A 16,918-nucleotide genomic window follows, 5' to 3' on the forward strand; every position below is an offset into this window, starting at 1 on the left:
AAGCTATTTTCGAAAAAGAAAAGGCTGGTACTATTACTCATGAAGAAGCAAAAACTCAGTTAGAAAAATTAGGTGTTAATCTTCCGGAACGTGCAGGAAAAGAAGACATGCTTGCTAACTTAGATAACGACACAAAAGCTAAGGCACAAGAGCTCCTAGATAATGCCAAGGCTGAATTAGAAAAGCTTGGTGTCAAACATTCGAAATTTTAAAAAATAATTAAAAATCTCTCTTTCATTATTACCACCGTAACCATTGTTGCGGTGGTGTTGATTTTTATAACAATCGAGCTTTCCTAGAAATACTGAAAAGGGTAATATTAATAACAAGAAAAATGATGACAGGCAAAAAAGAGGTGCTTAACTTGAATATTCTCTTAGCAGAAGACGATCTACAGCTTGGTGAATTGATCAGTTTTATGTTGAAAAAGAAGGGCGGCTATAAGGTTGATTGGGTGACCGAAGGAGATGATGCATACGAGTATGCTACAGCTTCCCACTATGATGTCTTAATATTGGATTGGATGATGCCGAATGGAGATGGAATCTCAGTTTGTCAAAAACTTAGAAGCGAGTGTTATTCGGGGGCCATATTAATGTTAACCGCTAAAGATACAGTCGAGGACCGCATAAACGGTTTAGATGCCGGAGCGGATGATTATCTAATTAAGCCATTTGAAATCGATGAGCTTCTTGCCCGTTTACGTGCTCTTACACGCCGGAATTATGCCCCAATTTTAGAGGAACAGATTTCTATTCGGGGCTTGATCATCAATCGTACAAGCCAAACTGTTCTTCAAGGTGAAGAAGAAATTCAATTAAGCCCTCGCGAATTCCAGCTGCTTGATTTGTTAGTTAAAAATAAAGGGCAAGTTTTACCTCGAGAAGTGATTTTAGACCGAATCTGGGGGATTGATGCGGATGTATCAACGAAGACAATTGATGCGACAATTAAATTGCTTCGTAAAAAATTAGATACGTTTGGAAAACAAGACTTACTCCAAAGTATAAGGGGAGTTGGCTATAAAATTGAAAACTAAAAAGCCCTCTCTCACTCGTTTATTTCGTAAAAAGGATATATTTGAAAGCACACAATTTCGATTAACATTATTGTATAGTGGTTTACTTATGCTATTTTTAGTCGTCTTCATCGCTGTTGTCTATACGATCTTATATGCGACTATTTTTAAAGATCAGGAACGCGAACTAAAATCCAGTGTCAGTCAGGAAGCAAGGAATATCGAGAACTACTTAAAATATCAAGACCATGAAGGTCATTTAGATTTTCGTAATCAAGAGTCCCTTGTAAAAGATCCGGATCAATTTTTCTATTATGTTGTGAACCGTTCTGGAGAAATCGTACTGGGAGATGAACGAATTCCAGAGCTTCGTCCTAAAATTTCCACTGCCATCTCAAACTGGGAACCTGGTCGAAATGAAATACTTCAAGAGACTTTTCAAGTTGAATTTTCTAAAAAGAGAGAAAATGGTAAAGACCGAAGAGATGAATTCCGTCCAGCCCAAAGAACAGATACAATCCGTTTAATTATTGCTGGCCAGCCTATTTACTATGATGGAAAAGTAATTGGGATGCTTTATATTGGCAAGGAAATTTCACTCGCCTATCAGGTTTTTAAATGGCTGCTTATTATCTTAATAGTTTTGGCGGGCCTTTTTTCAGGAGTAGCACTTATAATAAGTTATTACATGTCCAAAAAAGCTATGGTTCCCATTAACCGGGCCTTTTCGAGACAGCAGGAATTTACTGCTGATGCTTCACATGAATTACGGACACCCTTAAGTATTATGCTTTCATCAATCAATGCATTGGAAATGACATTAGATTTGAAAAAAGAGGATTACTCCAATAAACTCCTTTTCAATATGAAAAATGAAGTAAAACGAATGACAGGATTAGTCAGCGATTTATTGACATTGGCCCGATCTGATTCCGGGATAGTAGAACACGTTATGGAATCGTTTGATTTTCGCCCAATTGCAGAGGAAGTTGTTGAATCAGTTCGAGCTATGGCTGAATCCAAACAAATTAGGATTCACTTTGATGCCCCTGAAACACTATTTATAAATGGGGATTCCCAAAGATTAACACAACTGCTTTATATTTTATTAGACAACGCCATTAAATACACTGGAAATGGCGGGGAGGCTCATCTCTCCCTTTCTGTTAGAGATAAGGAACTGCTCATTACTATGACAGATACCGGAGTCGGAATAAGTCCAGAGGATCATGACCAAATCTTTGAACGCTTTTATCGGGTGGATAAGGCGAGGACACGGCAAGTCGGAGGACATGGGCTTGGACTTCCGATCGCAAAGTGGATTGTGGAAAGCTACAAAGGAACCATTCAAGTTTCTAGTGAAAAAGGCAAAGGAAGTACGTTTTTTATTAAAATTCCTATAAAATAAGTTTCCAATGAGTGAGGGTTTTTTACATGTCCCTCACTCATTTTTAAATGAATGAAATTTTACCAACTATTATCCCCACCTATAAGCTTATTAGTTCTTTCTGTATCAACTTATTTTTATATTTACCTTAATTACCCTCAATTACCACCTAAAAATTAAAAATTTCTCAGCCTCCCCCTAAAATTATAGAACTGCTGCGTAAGCTTTTGTTATTAGTCATTCTATGTTGAAAAATCTGTCCGCTGATAATGGAATATTTAGGATGATTGTCAGTTAATAATCCTATGTTTTGTTATAGATCCAATTTATTGAAAATATAATTATATATTTTTAACACTACACCTGGGGGGAGTCCATATGAACCTGATTTTTAGGTGGATTGTCAGATCATTGTTCGCACCTGTCACTGGAAGTACAGGAGCAGTTGCGAGTACACTTGGTTTTTTTCTGGCCTTTTTACCTTTAGACAATTTAAGAATTCCATTACTGCTTGCTTTTTCATTATTTTTGCGTCTGAATATTATCGCCCTATTTCTTGGTATGTTAATCACGATTTTTATTCCTAATATTCGTGATTTACCTGTCTCAGATTTACAATTCATGAAAGATTACTGGCCATTTTCTGCTCTGAAAATGAATATACAATCTTCACAATCCATTGTATCGGCAGTGTTCGGAGGCTTGATTGGCCTTGTGTGCTATTTTTTCTTTCATTGGTTCTATAATTTAGGACTGAAGAAAAGAGAACAAGATCAAGAGCATATTTTTCTTGATCCCGCAAAAAGACGCTGGTCAATTATTAAACGAATGACTGTAGGCTTTACCATTTTAATTGTTTTAGTATCGACTATTTTTATTGAAAGCCTTCATACTGACCCAATATTTCCTGACCTGGAATTGGATGAAAGTACTGTAAAGAGCGGAATTAAGCCAATTAATACAGCTTTCAGTGAAGAAGAGCTTGCTTCACAGATTCAAAGGACAAATTCTTCCCCTTTTATACAAAAAAATACAGACTCCTTGCACAAAAAACAAATTGTAAGTGAACAAGAAGTTTATGGATTTTATGTGAATTGGGATGAAAACAGCAAACATTCTTTCAAAAAAAATATAGATTCTATCACAACATTAATACCGGAATGGCTGCAGCTTACTTCTGACCTTACCCTCAAAACGAGTACTGACAATTCGATTGTTACGGAGGCAAAGGCACATAATATTAAGATTCTCCCATTAGTTAATAATTTCATTAATAATAAATGGGATGGGGATATACTGCACCAGCTGTTTACTACACCGGGCGCGGAGAATCTTTTTATTAAGAAAATGCTGGCTTATGTGAGAACAAATGATTTTGACGGGATCAATATCGACTTTGAACAAATCAATCAAAAAGATAAAGATAACTTTACCCGTTTTATGAATAAAGTTTATAAAGAATTTCACCAGTATGGTCTAACAGTTACATTGGATGTCCCGCCAAATGATAATAGTTTTGACTATGCTGCTTTAGCAGCCAGCGCTGACCGCATAATTGTCATGCTGTATGATCAGCATACCTCCATAGGTAAGCCTGGTCCTATAGCGCCAACTGATTGGGTAAAGGAGAGCCTAAATCAGCTCAATATTCCTCCCGACAAATTAGTTGCGAGTTTAGGAAACTATGGTTATGACTGGGAAGAAAATTCCCAAAAACCTGCAAAGGCACTGACGTTCGAAGATATCATGAATTTAGGAGTTGGAACTGACCTCCAAATTTATTGGAATAAGCAAACGGGCAATCCTTATTTACGATACAAACTAAATGGCAAAAATCATGTTGTATGGTTTTTAGATGCTGCTACATTTTATAATCAAATGAAATCAGCAATAGACAGTGGCTCAAGAGGAGTAGCAATTTGGCGTCTCGGCTCTGAAGATCCCTCTATATGGAATTATATTAATAAACGAGAGGCAATAGATAATCCATCCAAGGCTCTTAAAACTTTGACCACTTCTGAATCTGTTCATTACACAGGTGCTGGAGAAATTTTAAAAATAATTTCTCAAGCTGAAAATGGTAAACGAAAAATTCAATTGGATTCACATGGAATGATACAAGATGAAACCTACGTTAAATTACCACAGCCGTTTCATGTAGCCAGATATGGCAAACCAAAAACAAAGGAAGTCGTCCTTTCGTTTGATGACGGTCCAGATCCAAAATATACAACGCAAATATTAGATATTTTAGACAAGAATCATATTAAAGGGACATTTTTCATCGTTGGGAAGAATGCTTTGCTTCATCCAGAGTTAGTTAAAAAGATGCATGCAGAAGGGCATGAAATTGGTAATCATACATTTACCCATCCTAATATTTCATCTGTCACATCATTTCAAACAAAGATGGAATTGAATGCCAACCAGCGTTTATTTCAAGAAACTACAGGCCATTCAATGACACTTTTCCGCCCACCGTATACAGCTGGCGCGGAACCGAGCAAAAAGCGAGATTTGATACCTATATTACGAGCGCAAGATATGGGTTATACGATGGTCGGTGAGCTGATTGATTCTGATGATTGGAAAGCGATATCAAGTGATGAAATTGTGAATCGGGTGCTGGATCAGCTGCCAAAAGGAAATGTGATTTTGTTTCACGATTCTGGCGGTGACCGTTCTAATACTGTTAAGGCATTGCCTATTATTATTAAAAAATTAAAAGAGCGCGGCTATACATTTACCACTATTTCTAATCTAACTGAAAAAAGTACTAGTGAAATTATGCCCCCTGCTGATCAGGACAGCCCCTATTTAATCTATAGTAAGGCTGTATTCAAGGTTATACAAGGCTGGCACTCAGGATTAAGCTTCCTTTTCTACTCAGCTATCGTTTTAGGAATCTTAAGACTCATTATTTTTGTTTTCCTCTCTAGAAAGCAAATAAAAAGGTATAAAGAAACTAACATCGACCCAAACTTTACACCTTTTGTCAGTGTTGTTATTGCTGCCTATAACGAGGAAAAAGTAATTTGCAAAACAGTTGACTCTATTTTATCCAGCGATTATCCGGCTTTTGAGATACTGATTGTAGATGATGGGTCCAAGGATGATACTGCAGCTGTAGTTCAAGCAGCTTATGAAAACCATCCTCTCATCAGATTAATTAAGAAAAACAATGGTGGGAAATCTTCTGCTGTTAATCTTGGTTTTAAAGAAGCAAAGGGAGAAATTGTAGTTGCTCTTGATGCTGATACACTCATCGCTGAAAATGCTATTTCACTACTTGTTAACCATTTTACAAATGAAAATGTGGCTGCTGTTTCAGGTAATGTAAAGGTAGGTAATAAGGGAAATCTCCTTACAAATTGGCAGCACATCGAATATGTAACAGGCTTTAATCTGGAGAGAAGAGCCTTTGCAGCTCTAAATTGCATTACGGTTGTACCAGGTGCGATAGGCGCATGGAGAAAGACAGAAGTAGAAGAGGCAGGATACTTTAAAGAGGATACACTGGCAGAGGATACCGATATCACACTTACTCTTTTACGCAATGGGAAAAAGATTGAGTTTGAAGAAAAAGCTTATGCTTTTACAGAGGTGCCGGAAGATATTAAAAGCCTGGCAAAACAGCGTTACCGATGGGTTTATGGTACGTTGCAATGCTTATGGAAACATCGTGAGGCTTTATTCAATAAAAATAATAACTCATTAGGATATGTAGCTCTTCCAAATATGTGGCTTTTCCAATATGTTTATCAAACAGTATCACCTATTGCAGATATATTGTTCATTATGGCACTTTTTAACCCGCATCCCGAAAAAGCAGTCATTGGATTTATTCTTTTTTACTTACTGGACTTCTTTACTTCTCTATATGCATTTCGATTGGAGAAAGAAAGTCCTAAACCACTGGGTTCACTGTTTTTACAGAGAATCTTGTACAAACAGCTTATGACTTATGTTGTAATAAAATCGATATTTTCAGCGATAAAAGGAGTAGCTGTTGGATGGAATAAACTAAAACGAAAAGGTAATGTAACGCAGGAAACTTCTATTGTGGATGTTAAGGAAAATATATAATAAAATTTTCACACAGGTCTTTCCCAATTGGGAAAGGCCTCTTTCACATTAATTTACAACAGAAAAAGGATCACTCTTTTTTTAGTGATCCTTTAGACGATTACATTTCTTTTCCATTGTTCTCTTTTTTATCCCTATTGCTTGCAGCCTTTTCTTTTGCAGCTTGAGAAACTTGTTGTCCATGATTAGCTTTCGTCGTTTTATCCGTACTTGTTACTTTATTTCCTGCCGGTGTGGATGGAGTCTGCTTTGACGGTGCTTCTGTGCTATTTCCAGGTACCGTTGTTTTATCAGCTGGCTTGGCTGTATTTGTTGTACCCGTTCCCGCCGGCTTTGGTGCAGCTGTTGTCACTGGTGCCTTTGTACTATTCTTAGGTACTGTTTTTACATCAGCTGGTTTGGCTGTATTTGTTCTTATTGGTGTGGAAGCAGCCTTTTTCACCGGTGCTTTTACATTTGTTGTAGATACTACTTTTACAACAGGTGTTGTCTTTTCTGTACTAGCAGTATTTAATACAGGAGTCTTGCTAACTTTTTTTATATCCTGTTGAATGACTGGTATAGTCCTATCATTCTTATTTGTATCTTCAGAAGCCAATTGGATAACAGATATATCATGTGGAAGCCTGGTTTGATCCTCTTTCACATCTATTATCGGTACTTGATCTTTGACCATTTTTTCTGATTGTCTAATTGCAGCATTTCCTAGTGTCAACGGCTTAGAAAATTGATCAGCTAACAAAGCATTAGTGACAGCAAACGTAACAGATCCCGCTAATGCCATCTTAAGGGCTCCCTTAGTTAATGTGTTCATATAATTCCCTCGTATATCTTTACATAGTTTTATATAAAAATACGAATAAATCAAAATGATTATAGGGGTATGAACAAACAGTTTTTTTAGAGTCTTTGTACCGCTTCCTCACTACTTCACTTACCTGCTTTATACATTTGCTATATTTCCAATATATACTCTTTTACGATGCGGTTCTCTGCATTTATCTCAGAGGTGATTTTTATATGAGTAAAATAATAGCGATTAACATCTCTTCGCTAATATTAAATATCGGGATATAACAAATAACCTAATGTAGAAAAAGCCATATTTAGTTAACATGGCATTCTCTCATTCTTGTTTAGATACGCATTTCAAATATAAAAACAGTTATTTTTCTGTCTTCTTAACTGTTTTCACCTCATATAATCCGCCTTCTGAACTGATAATATATTCAGGTTTTGGTTTACCTAGATTTGCTTTATGGCCTGCAATATGAGCATCACTTTTTTCCCATTGCTTCCAGTGCTCTTCTGATTCCCATCTAATCATAACAACTACCTCTTCATCACCGCGTCGCACCTTTTTTACCATTACAGTTGAATCAATAAAACCTTCCTGCTGTTCAACTAATCCTTTTCCTCCAAAACGTTCAACTACCTTTTCTGAATTACCTTCTGTCACAACAATTTTTCTCATTTGAACAAACATGGTAGCATCTCCTATTCTTCTTATCGTTTTTTATAGTTTAATTAAAAATGATTATCATCGTCAATTATTGTTTATTAATATTTCCATATATGACAACCAGTTACTAGAAAGATAGTTTTGCTATTTCCCTCAGTTAATGAACTGACTTTCATACATATTGAAGTAAAATCCTTTTCTCTGTAAAAGCTCTTGATGTGTACCTGACTCAATAATTTCTCCTTGATTAATTACTAAAATACGATCAGCATTTTCGATAGTTTTTAAACGGTGGGCAATCACAAAGCTTGTTCGTCCTTCGGTTAACCGATTGATTCCCTTTTGAATTTCTATTTCAGTATTTGTATCAATACTTGATGTGGCTTCATCAAGTATCAAGATATCTGAATTAGCTAAAATAGCCCTGGCAATGGCCAGTAATTGGCGCTGCCCCTGACTTAAATTGGATCCGCCGGAAGTAATACGTGTATGATAACCTTCAGGCAAATGTTTAATATAATGGTGTGCTGATGCCATTTTTGCCGCAGCTACGATATTCTCATCTGTTGCTTCTAAACGTCCATAACGAATGTTTTCCATAATCGTTCCTGAAAATAAGAAAGTGTCTTGAAGCACAACTCCGATTTTTTTCCGCAATCCGCTTATTTCATAATCACGAATATCTCGACCATCCACTTTTATTTCGCCAGCAGTCACATCATAAAACCTCATTAACAAATTAATGATAGTCGTCTTGCCTGAACCTGTTGGACCAACAAGAGCAATTTTCTCACCGGGTTTCACTTGGAAATGAATATTTTTCAAAATAGGCTTTCCACTCTCATAGCCAAAATGGACGTAGGAAAATTCAACATCTCCTTTAAATGACTCTACTACAATGGCATCCTTTTTATCTACCAAATCAGGTGTCTCATCCATGATTTCAAATACACGCTCCGCACCTGCAATTGCTGACTGAAACATATTTAATAAATTAGAAAGCTGGTTAATTGGGCGAAAGAATTGCCGAGAGTAGGTAACAAAGGCGGCAATAATTCCAACAGATGCCATCCCTTCCACTGTCATAACCGCGCCAATCGCAATAACAAAACCAAGTCCAATATTATTAATAAAGTTATTGACTGGCCCGTGAAATCCGGAAAAGGTATCGGCAGCCATGGCCGACTGACGTAATCGTTCATTAACCTCTGAAAATTGACGGTCAATTTTTTGTTGTTTACCAAAAAGTGTGATAACTTCATTTCCTGAAATAGATTCTTCTATAAATCCATTTAATTCACCCAAATCCTGTTGTCTCGTAATAAAATATCCACTGCTATAAGTAATTATCTTTTTAGTCGTAAAAATCATTAATGGGATTACAAGAAGTGTCACAATGGCAAGTATCCAATTAAGAGAAAACATTGCAATCGCCACTCCTGAAACCATCAGAATGGACGAAAAGATTTGTATAACACTTTGGCTTAGTGCACTATTCAAGCTCTCTATGTCATTCGTTACCCTGCTCATTAGATCACCGTGTGTACGATTGTCAAAAAACCTTAAAGATAAGGTTTGAAATTTATCAAATAAATCCTGGCGCAAATTTCGAATCGTTTGTAATGATACTCGGACCATCATAAAAGTTTGCAGCCACGTAAACACTGCCGTAGCTATATAGACAAGCATAAGGAAAACCAACAGTCTGAGCGTCCCCCCTATATCCTTTGGAATGATATATTCGTCAATTATAATTCCAATCATATAGGGTCCAAGGAGACCTAATAAAGTGGACATAATAACAAAAATAATGGAGGCAATTAATGCTGCTTTTTGCTTCTCCATATACAGCCAAATCCGTTTTACAGTTCCTTTCCGATCCTTTGCTTTTACAGCTGGTCCACTAAATCCCCTCGGACCACGGGCACGATTCATAATATTCGGATTCAATTGTGAAGCAGGTTTATTCATACGTTTTTAACCTCCCTTCCACTTTGAGAAGTATAAATATCACGATACACCTTACTTTGAGTTAATAATTCATCATGTGTTCCACTAGCTTCAATCTCTCCATCTTTCATGACAAGGATCTGATCCGCATCTATAATGGAAGATATTTTTGATGAAATGATAAATACAGTCGTATTGGAGTGAGCTTTTCTTAATGCCTGTTGCACAGCTGATTCTGACAAAGCATCAATAGCTGAGGTTGAATCATCAAGAATTAAAATATTAGGTTCACGGAGAAAAGCACGTGCCATTGATAGCCTTTGTTTTTGCCCCCCAGATAAATTTGTCGCTCCTTGCATGAGCTTGTGTTCAAATTTCCCATCAAATCTGTTAATAAATTCAGTAGCGGCAGCAAATTGTGCAGCCTGCTCCATATCATCGATTGTTGCATCCTCTTTCCCAAAATGTAAATTATCCTTGATAGATCCGGAAAACAAAGTGGCTTTTTGTGGAACAAATCCAATCGCTGTACGGAGTTTTTCAAGCGGTAAATTCTTTAAGCTGACCCCATCTATGAGAATGTCTCCTGAATCCGGGTCATACAGGCGAGGAATCAATTTGACGAGCGTTGATTTTCCACTGCCGGTTGAACCAATAATCCCTATTGTTTGTCCAATACTAGCTTTAAACGAAATGTTTCTAAGTACATGTTCCCCATTTTTACTATAGCTGAAATTAACCTGTCTAAATTCCACTTCACCATATATTTCTTGTTCTGAAATTAGGTGCTCGTGTTCCTTAATATCAATTTCTGTATCAAATACCTGAACAATTCTCTCAGCTGAGGAAAAAGAACGAGCAATCTGCATTAATACATGGCTGCTGCTCATTAATCCATTCATCATAATGTTTAAATAGTTAATAAAGGCTAAAATGACCCCGACTTGTAGTGTACCTTCATTTACCTTTATAACACCCATCCATAGTCCGGCAATAATCCCTATGTTAACAACGAACATCATAATAGGCATCAAGGTTAAAATCAGCTGTTCAGCAGTCATATTTCTTTTCATTAGTAAATCATTGACCGTTTTAAAATGGCTCTTTTCATAATCATGACGATCAAATGCCTTGATCACCCGAATACCGGCTAACATTTCTTGAAGCTTTGTATTCACCTGATCCATGGCTTTTTGTACTTTTGAAAAAAGCTTCCCAGTCTTTATTGAAAAGTAATAGATAAAAGCAATAAGAATAGGGATCGCTACTAGCAGCACTGGAAATAATTCTCTCGCTGTAAACCAAACGATCACAACAGATCCTATGAACAACAAAGGACCTCGTACAAATATACGCAGCGTCATGATTACAGCTTGTTGCAGTGTCGCAATATCATTTGTCAGAATTGTAATTAATTTTCCTGTACCAAATGAGTCTGTATTCTGATTCGAAAATTGTTCCGTCTTCTTAAATACTTCACGACGTAGGTCAGTAGCAAAATGAACAGCTGCTTTTGCAGCATAAACAGAACTTCCTGCTCCTCCTATTAAGCCGACAAACGCGCTTAGTAACATAAAAAATCCTAATTTCAAAACATAGCCATTATCTTGATTCGCAATGCCTATATCAATCATCTTCTGCATTATAGTTGGCTGCAAAAGATCCATTATTACTTCAATGCACATTAAAAGCGGCCCTAAAACGGCAAAAAGTGTGTATGGCCTAATATATTGAAGTAACTTTTTTATCGCATTCATGAACTTTCCTCTTTCTTATTGCTATTCTTTTCTAAACAATCGGTCATTTCATCGATAAAGGTAATTAATTCAAGTACACCTTCTGGATTCCCTCTTGTTTGTTTCATAGCTTTTCGAAGTTCTTTTTCCCACCGTTCTATTGCCGCTCTTAATTGTTTCGATTCCTTGGAATTCTTCCATATCATTCTTTCTTTCCATTCAACCCAAAAATCGCCTTTTTCACATTTAGGAGCTTCTTCTAAACGTTTTCTCCCATTTTCATTGAGGGAATAAATCTTTTTATCTAACCCGGTATCCAGTACGATCAAATTTTGATCCAATAATTCTTGAAGCGCAGGATAGATCGTCCCAGCACTTGCAGAATAAACACCATTTGACCGTTCCTCTAGTTCCTTCATAATTTGATATCCATGCATGGATTCTTCTTTGAGCAAATGCAAAATAGCTGCTTGTACAAAACCTCTCCGATTTCTCATTTCATCCCTCCTCATCTATATCGTTAATTATATTCGATATATCGTTAAATTATATTCGATATATTATTAATTATCAATCATGCTAGATCTAAATGTTTTAAAATCACAAAAAAAGATTTACCCCGTTTGTAAAATACAAAAAGAAGCCACTCAGTTTTAGTAAAAAGAGCTATTTTCCGGATTCTTCTAGTTTATTTAAATTCATCATTGATTATGGATTATTAAAATAACATTAGTGTTAAACTAATTGGTAGTTATTGAGGTAAAGGATGTGTCTTGCATGGATTTTTTTCAAAGTCAGGAAACACTTACTATAACCGAGTGGACGCTTCGAGCTATTGTTGCTTTCTTCTTTTTGGTAATTGTCGCTAAATTGTTAGGTCAACGTGCCATCTCCCAATTAAGACTACTTGATTTCGTTATTGCTTTAGTAATTGGAAATATTATTGCCCACCCATTATCAGACGAAAAGCTTGGGCTAAAGGGATCTGTCACTACAACGAGTGTATTAGTGATCTTATATCTTGGAGGCATCTTTATGATCCTTAAATGGCCATGGTTTAGAAGGCTTATTAATCATGCACCAATTACCATTATTCAAGACGGAGAAATCCTTTATAAAGGACTAAAAAAAGCGAGAATAACTATTGACGTTTTATTGGAAGAGCTGCGGGAAGCAAAAGTAGAAGATATGAAGAAAGTAGCATTAGCTATCTGGGAAGCAAACGGGAAAATTTCATTTTTTTTGGAGCCAAAATACGAACCACTTACACCTGCATCCCTCCAAATGGAAGCAGAGCCCTTCGATTTACCAAGGACAATTATTAAGGAAGGTAAGATTAATTTTGAAGAGTTAAAGCAAATTAATAAGGATAAGATCTGGGTTGTTTCCAATTTAGAACGTTTATATCAAACTGAGGCAAAAAACGTTCTGCTTGCCACCCTTGACAAGAAAGATAACCTGAAGGTTTTTTTATATAAGTAAATCCTTTGAGGTGTAAACATACCTAATTATGCAGGTTGATTTAAGCCCCTACATCTATCCACTCTTCTAACCTAGAGAGAAATCTCATTTACTTATGATACCGTTCATATCATTATTAGATGGGAAACCCTCTTCTGTAGAAAACCAGAAGGTGATTTTTTAATCTCTTCCGGTTCTCTCTCATATGAGTCCTTATTCTCATTTATATAACATTTTACAACCTTTATGGGCATCCACACAGTCATTTAGATTTTCACCCACATATTGTACACCAAGTAATTACTTAATTTTTTTAGAGGTAACAGGTCCGCCACCTACTTAAAGTAATGGAGGTATGAAAATGATAAATTTTAATTCTTTTCATGGGACCGTCACCATGATTAGTGATTTTATTACAGGGCAAAATGGCGAAGGAGAAGGCTGTTATAAATTAATGTCTGTAGAAAACGGGTCAGGAGCAATAGTGAATTTCGTGGTTTCACCCACAACTTACTTTGTAGACCATTTAATGGTGGCAGCAGGAGATAAAGTAACTGGATATTATGATGGGAATGCACCTGTCCCTCTTATATATCCACCACAGTATCGAGCACTTGTCATCGTAAAAGATACCCCTTATCAGAATGTAAAAGTAGATTATTTTGATAGTCAGTTGGAGAGCAGTGATGGACAATTACGATTAAATTTATCACCATATACCCAAATAGTATTAACAAATGGGCAGCACTTTTCAAAAAACCCTACCAATCGAAATCTAATTGTTATCTATGGAGCTGCCACAAAAAGTATCCCTGCTCAAACCACACCATATAGAATAATAGTTTGGTGTTAGAGATTATTATTCTAATGCATTTGGTGCATATAAATAAGACTTGACATCATGCCCACAAATGCTTTCCATATGATCAAATTATATGGATCGGTCTAATCAATATCTTGTTGGGATTCATCAAACATTTGTGTATTCATCAATTTCGTAACCCAAGGCGGATTGAAAAACATTCACATTTCCCACTGCATTCCACTCCCAGCGAGGAACGGAAACATAATAATTTCCTTAGTGGTCCACCTTGATTCCAGCTGGCATACATTTTTTTCAATATTGATTCTGGCGAAATTCTTTTTTCATTCGCTTGTTTGGAAAGCTCCAATCTAAATAGCTCCAATGAAAAATCATTTGATACTTACCTGTTCTACTCTGCTCTGTTTGGTAGTATTGTCTAGATGGCTATGATTGAATCGTCTGCAAATGAGAATGAAATCGATGTCGGCCATTAAAATGTGATAGATCATTTTTTTCATTAAGATATGCATTCCGTTTTCATCATCTAAATTAGATGTATGCCTATAAAAATGAAAGGATAAATAAAAAATAAACCCATCTCAGAAAAGAATTTTTATCAAATGTATTGAATATTTACAAAATATACTAATTAATGTAAAGGAAGTTTTGATATACAATAAAAAGCCCCCTAGATCTTTTAATCATCCAGAGGGCTGTTATTCCCCTTTCCATCAATGATTTGCTAATCTACCGACAAGTAACCAGAATATTAATAATGCGGCAATAGCGACAGTAGCAAGTATAAATAATATATAGTTAAATTCAATGGAATCGATCATAGCTGCCGTATAGGCAATACCTATTGAAGCAGCAACATTTAAGACTAAATTATAAAATCCGATAGCAGTTCCTGATTTTTCTGGAGGAATAGTACTAATACATGCATTCAGCATTGGCGCATACATTAATGCGAATGAACCTGAGAACAGGATCATGGAAAAGACGAATACGACAACTGAGCTCTCTAGAAACAAACCTGGAACAAATAGACTTACAGCAATCAAAATCATCGCTAAAGGAATAGCTTGCTTATTATTTAAAACTTTAGCAATTTTTCCTGAAAGTGCTCCGACAATAACTGCAGTAATATATCCTGGAATTAACAATAAAGAGATAGTATCCAAGCCTAATCCATAAACTTTTTCAAGCAGGAATGGAAACATGAAAATATAACCTAACTGTACTGTATAAATGACTATAGCAACTGTAAGAATGGATGCGAAATATTTATTTTTAAAAAAAGAAATACTTATTAAAGATTTATTGCTCCTACCTATATACGATATAAATAATACAACTGCCACAATAAAGATAAGAATATTGATCCAATTAAAATTAGTAATATACAACATAACTGAGGTTGCAATTGCTGCAATGAGAACTAAACCAACTACATCGACATGACTTTTTCTCGCTTTTTCCTTTGGAAGATATTTCAGTATGAAAGGAAGTATGAAAATTGATAATAAAGGAATTAAAAACAAGGTTGTCCAATGCAAATATGTAGAAACGTATCCGCCAGTTAAAGAGCCAATTATGAGCGATAAAGAGAAACTGCTCGTACTGAATCCTAAAAACTTCTTTTGCTCCTCTTTGGGTAAATGCTTCGTAACATATATAACATACAATGTTTCGGCAGAAGCTAAACCAGCAGTTTGTATAAGTCTCGAAAATAAAATTAATATAAATGACTCTCGAAAGATAAAACCCATTATGGAACCGATACATATTAAAATAACACCTATACTCAAAAGTGTTCTAATGCTAATCGAGTCAGACAAAGATGCATAGACAACTGCTCCAATTCCGATGACAAGACCTGCTAATGTTGCCTGCCAGCTTACAGTGGCTGCAGAAATACCAAGGTCGTTTGCAATTTCAACCGAAATGAGCTTAAATGAATTATCAATAACTAAAGCAAAAACAAAGAAGAATAATATAACTGGTATGGCTCTTTTCACGTTATTTTCTTGAGTTTCTGGTGAAATTTCATTTATTGCAACCATTGATATATGTCCTTTCTTAAAGCTGTTTTATTAAGCAAGTTCCAAAGCTATTTCCATCATATTTGTAAATGCAGTTTGTCTCTCTTCCTGCGTAGTCTGCTCCTGTCTGAAAATATGATCACTGATCGTTAAAATACAAAGTGCATTCACACCTGCACGGGCAGCATTCAAATATAGACCGGCTGATTCCATCTCCGCACATAAAATCCCCATCTCACTCCATTTTTGCAAAGCCGTCGGATCAGCATTGTAAAATATGTCACTAGAAAGAACATTTCCGACATGAACATTCTGCCCCTTCTCATCCGCAGCTTTCTTTGCTTTTTCTAATAACTCAAATGACGCAGTAATGGAATATTGCCCCGGAAGATTGAATTGATGGACATAATTAGAGTCTGTCGATGAGCCCATCGCAAATACAATATCATACAAATTTAAATTATCTTGTATAGCCCCGGCTGAACCAACTCGAATCAAATTTTTTACTCCAAACACATTAATGAGCTCCCATGAATAAATCCCCATGCTGGGCGTTCCCATTCCAGTCCCCATTACCGAGATTCTCTTCCCTTTAAATGTGCCGGTAAATCCAAGCATGCCGCGAATTTCATTGAACTGGACTACATCCTCTAAATAAGTATCCGCAATAAATTTTGCACGTAATGGATCACCAGGTAAAAGAATAGTCTCGGCAATCTCTGCTCCATTAGGCTTAATATGTGGTGTTTCTTTATGCATTTCTGTACTCATTTTAGTTCTCTCCTTTTTAACATCATGTAGAATCATTGAATGTAGGAACGATATGCATCCTTTAGTATGTGTTGAAAGTAATAATTATTATGTATTGTTGATGTACCTGTTCAACTAGAAGTTTTGGAGAAAAGATAGCCTTATTATTCATTACTTGTTCAAAAAAGGAAAAGTGATAAAGTGAAATTTCTATCAGT

12 protein-coding genes and 1 pseudogene are annotated in these 16,918 nt (G+C 36.0%); 6 read left to right on the forward strand and 7 right to left on the reverse strand.

The window, feature by feature from the left end:
• The 4 genes and pseudogenes from BFA01S_RS22885 to BFA01S_RS16235 form a co-directional block, all read left to right on the forward strand.
• Positions 1-212: pseudogene (locus tag BFA01S_RS22885) on the forward strand (hypothetical protein); the annotation flags it as partial.
• Between the two features lie 152 nt (positions 213-364).
• Positions 365-1,039 (forward strand): response regulator transcription factor, encoded by a 675-nt coding sequence (locus BFA01S_RS16225; protein ID WP_066232955.1) that lies wholly within the window; start codon positions 365-367, stop codon positions 1,037-1,039.
• Complete coding sequence (locus BFA01S_RS16230; protein WP_235843050.1) at positions 1,029-2,426, forward strand: sensor histidine kinase; 1,398 nt, start codon at positions 1,029-1,031, stop codon at positions 2,424-2,426. The genes BFA01S_RS16225 and BFA01S_RS16230 overlap by 11 nt, the downstream gene beginning before the upstream one ends.
• A 357-nt stretch (positions 2,427-2,783) precedes the next feature.
• The gene (locus BFA01S_RS16235) at positions 2,784-6,491 is read left to right on the forward strand and encodes a glycosyltransferase (RefSeq protein ID WP_082800038.1); all 3,708 of its coding nucleotides are present in this window, start codon (positions 2,784-2,786) and stop codon (positions 6,489-6,491) included.
• Between the two features lie 100 nt (positions 6,492-6,591).
• Here BFA01S_RS16235 and BFA01S_RS16240 read toward each other — a convergent pair whose 3' ends face one another.
• From BFA01S_RS16240 to BFA01S_RS16260, 5 genes are all read right to left on the reverse strand, one after another.
• Positions 6,592-7,305 (reverse strand): hypothetical protein, encoded by a 714-nt coding sequence (locus BFA01S_RS16240; RefSeq protein WP_156483799.1) that lies wholly within the window; start codon positions 7,303-7,305, stop codon positions 6,592-6,594.
• A 351-nt stretch (positions 7,306-7,656) separates the two neighbouring features.
• Positions 7,657-7,977: an antibiotic biosynthesis monooxygenase family protein gene (locus BFA01S_RS16245; RefSeq protein ID WP_066232961.1), complete on the reverse strand. Its 321-nt coding sequence runs from the start codon at positions 7,975-7,977 to the stop codon at positions 7,657-7,659.
• 129 nt (positions 7,978-8,106) lie between these two features.
• Positions 8,107-9,888, reverse strand: coding sequence for an ABC transporter ATP-binding protein (locus BFA01S_RS16250; RefSeq protein WP_066232987.1), 1,782 nt, complete (start codon positions 9,886-9,888; stop codon positions 8,107-8,109).
• A gap of 32 nt (positions 9,889-9,920) precedes the next feature.
• Positions 9,921-11,660, reverse strand: coding sequence for an ABC transporter ATP-binding protein (locus BFA01S_RS16255; RefSeq protein WP_066232963.1), 1,740 nt, complete (start codon positions 11,658-11,660; stop codon positions 9,921-9,923).
• Entirely contained in the window at positions 11,657-12,136 is a 480-nt protein-coding gene (locus BFA01S_RS16260) for a PadR family transcriptional regulator (protein WP_066232965.1), read from the reverse strand. The genes BFA01S_RS16255 and BFA01S_RS16260 overlap by 4 nt, the downstream gene beginning before the upstream one ends.
• Before the next feature lie 280 nt (positions 12,137-12,416).
• On the opposite strand from BFA01S_RS16260, the gene BFA01S_RS16265 reads away from it, so the two are divergent.
• On the forward strand, positions 12,417-13,121 hold the full coding sequence (locus tag BFA01S_RS16265; RefSeq protein ID WP_066232968.1) for a DUF421 domain-containing protein: 705 nt from the start codon (positions 12,417-12,419) through the stop codon (positions 13,119-13,121).
• Positions 13,122-13,461: 340 nt separating this feature from the next.
• Positions 13,462-13,953, forward strand: a complete 492-nt coding sequence (locus BFA01S_RS16270; protein WP_066232971.1) for a hypothetical protein — start codon at positions 13,462-13,464, stop codon at positions 13,951-13,953.
• A gap of 683 nt (positions 13,954-14,636) precedes the next feature.
• Here the strand turns inward: BFA01S_RS16270 and BFA01S_RS16280 are convergent.
• Complete coding sequence (locus tag BFA01S_RS16280; protein ID WP_066232975.1) at positions 14,637-15,971, reverse strand: MFS transporter; 1,335 nt, start codon at positions 15,969-15,971, stop codon at positions 14,637-14,639.
• A 30-nt stretch (positions 15,972-16,001) separates the two neighbouring features.
• Positions 16,002-16,721 (reverse strand): purine-nucleoside phosphorylase, encoded by a 720-nt coding sequence (deoD, locus tag BFA01S_RS16285; RefSeq protein ID WP_066232977.1) that lies wholly within the window; start codon positions 16,719-16,721, stop codon positions 16,002-16,004.
• Positions 16,722-16,918: the final 197 nt, after the last annotated feature.

The sequence above is a fragment of the Metabacillus fastidiosus NBRC 101226 genome (genome assembly GCF_001591625.1).
Lineage (GTDB): Bacteria > Bacillota > Bacilli > Bacillales > Bacillaceae > Metabacillus > Metabacillus fastidiosus.

Bases quoted from the DNA above. Each gene is read 5' to 3' on its own strand.
- BFA01S_RS16245 (WP_066232961.1), bottom strand. From the start codon at position 7,977: ATGTTTGTTCAAATGAGAAAAATTGTTGTGACAGAAGGTAATTCAGAA.
- BFA01S_RS16280 (WP_066232975.1), bottom strand. From the start codon at position 15,971: ATGGTTGCAATAAATGAAATTTCACCAGAAACTCAAGAAAATAACGTG.
- BFA01S_RS16240 (WP_156483799.1), bottom strand. From the start codon at position 7,305: ATGAACACATTAACTAAGGGAGCCCTTAAGATGGCATTAGCGGGATCT.
- BFA01S_RS16260 (WP_066232965.1), bottom strand. From the start codon at position 12,136: ATGAGAAATCGGAGAGGTTTTGTACAAGCAGCTATTTTGCATTTGCTC.
- BFA01S_RS16270 (WP_066232971.1), top strand. From the start codon at position 13,462: ATGATAAATTTTAATTCTTTTCATGGGACCGTCACCATGATTAGTGAT.
- BFA01S_RS16250 (WP_066232987.1), bottom strand. From the start codon at position 9,888: ATGAATCGTGCCCGTGGTCCGAGGGGATTTAGTGGACCAGCTGTAAAA.
- BFA01S_RS16235 (WP_082800038.1), top strand. From the start codon at position 2,784: ATGAACCTGATTTTTAGGTGGATTGTCAGATCATTGTTCGCACCTGTC.
- BFA01S_RS16265 (WP_066232968.1), top strand. From the start codon at position 12,417: ATGGATTTTTTTCAAAGTCAGGAAACACTTACTATAACCGAGTGGACG.
- deoD (WP_066232977.1), bottom strand. From the start codon at position 16,721: ATGAGTACAGAAATGCATAAAGAAACACCACATATTAAGCCTAATGGA.
- BFA01S_RS16255 (WP_066232963.1), bottom strand. From the start codon at position 11,660: ATGAATGCGATAAAAAAGTTACTTCAATATATTAGGCCATACACACTT.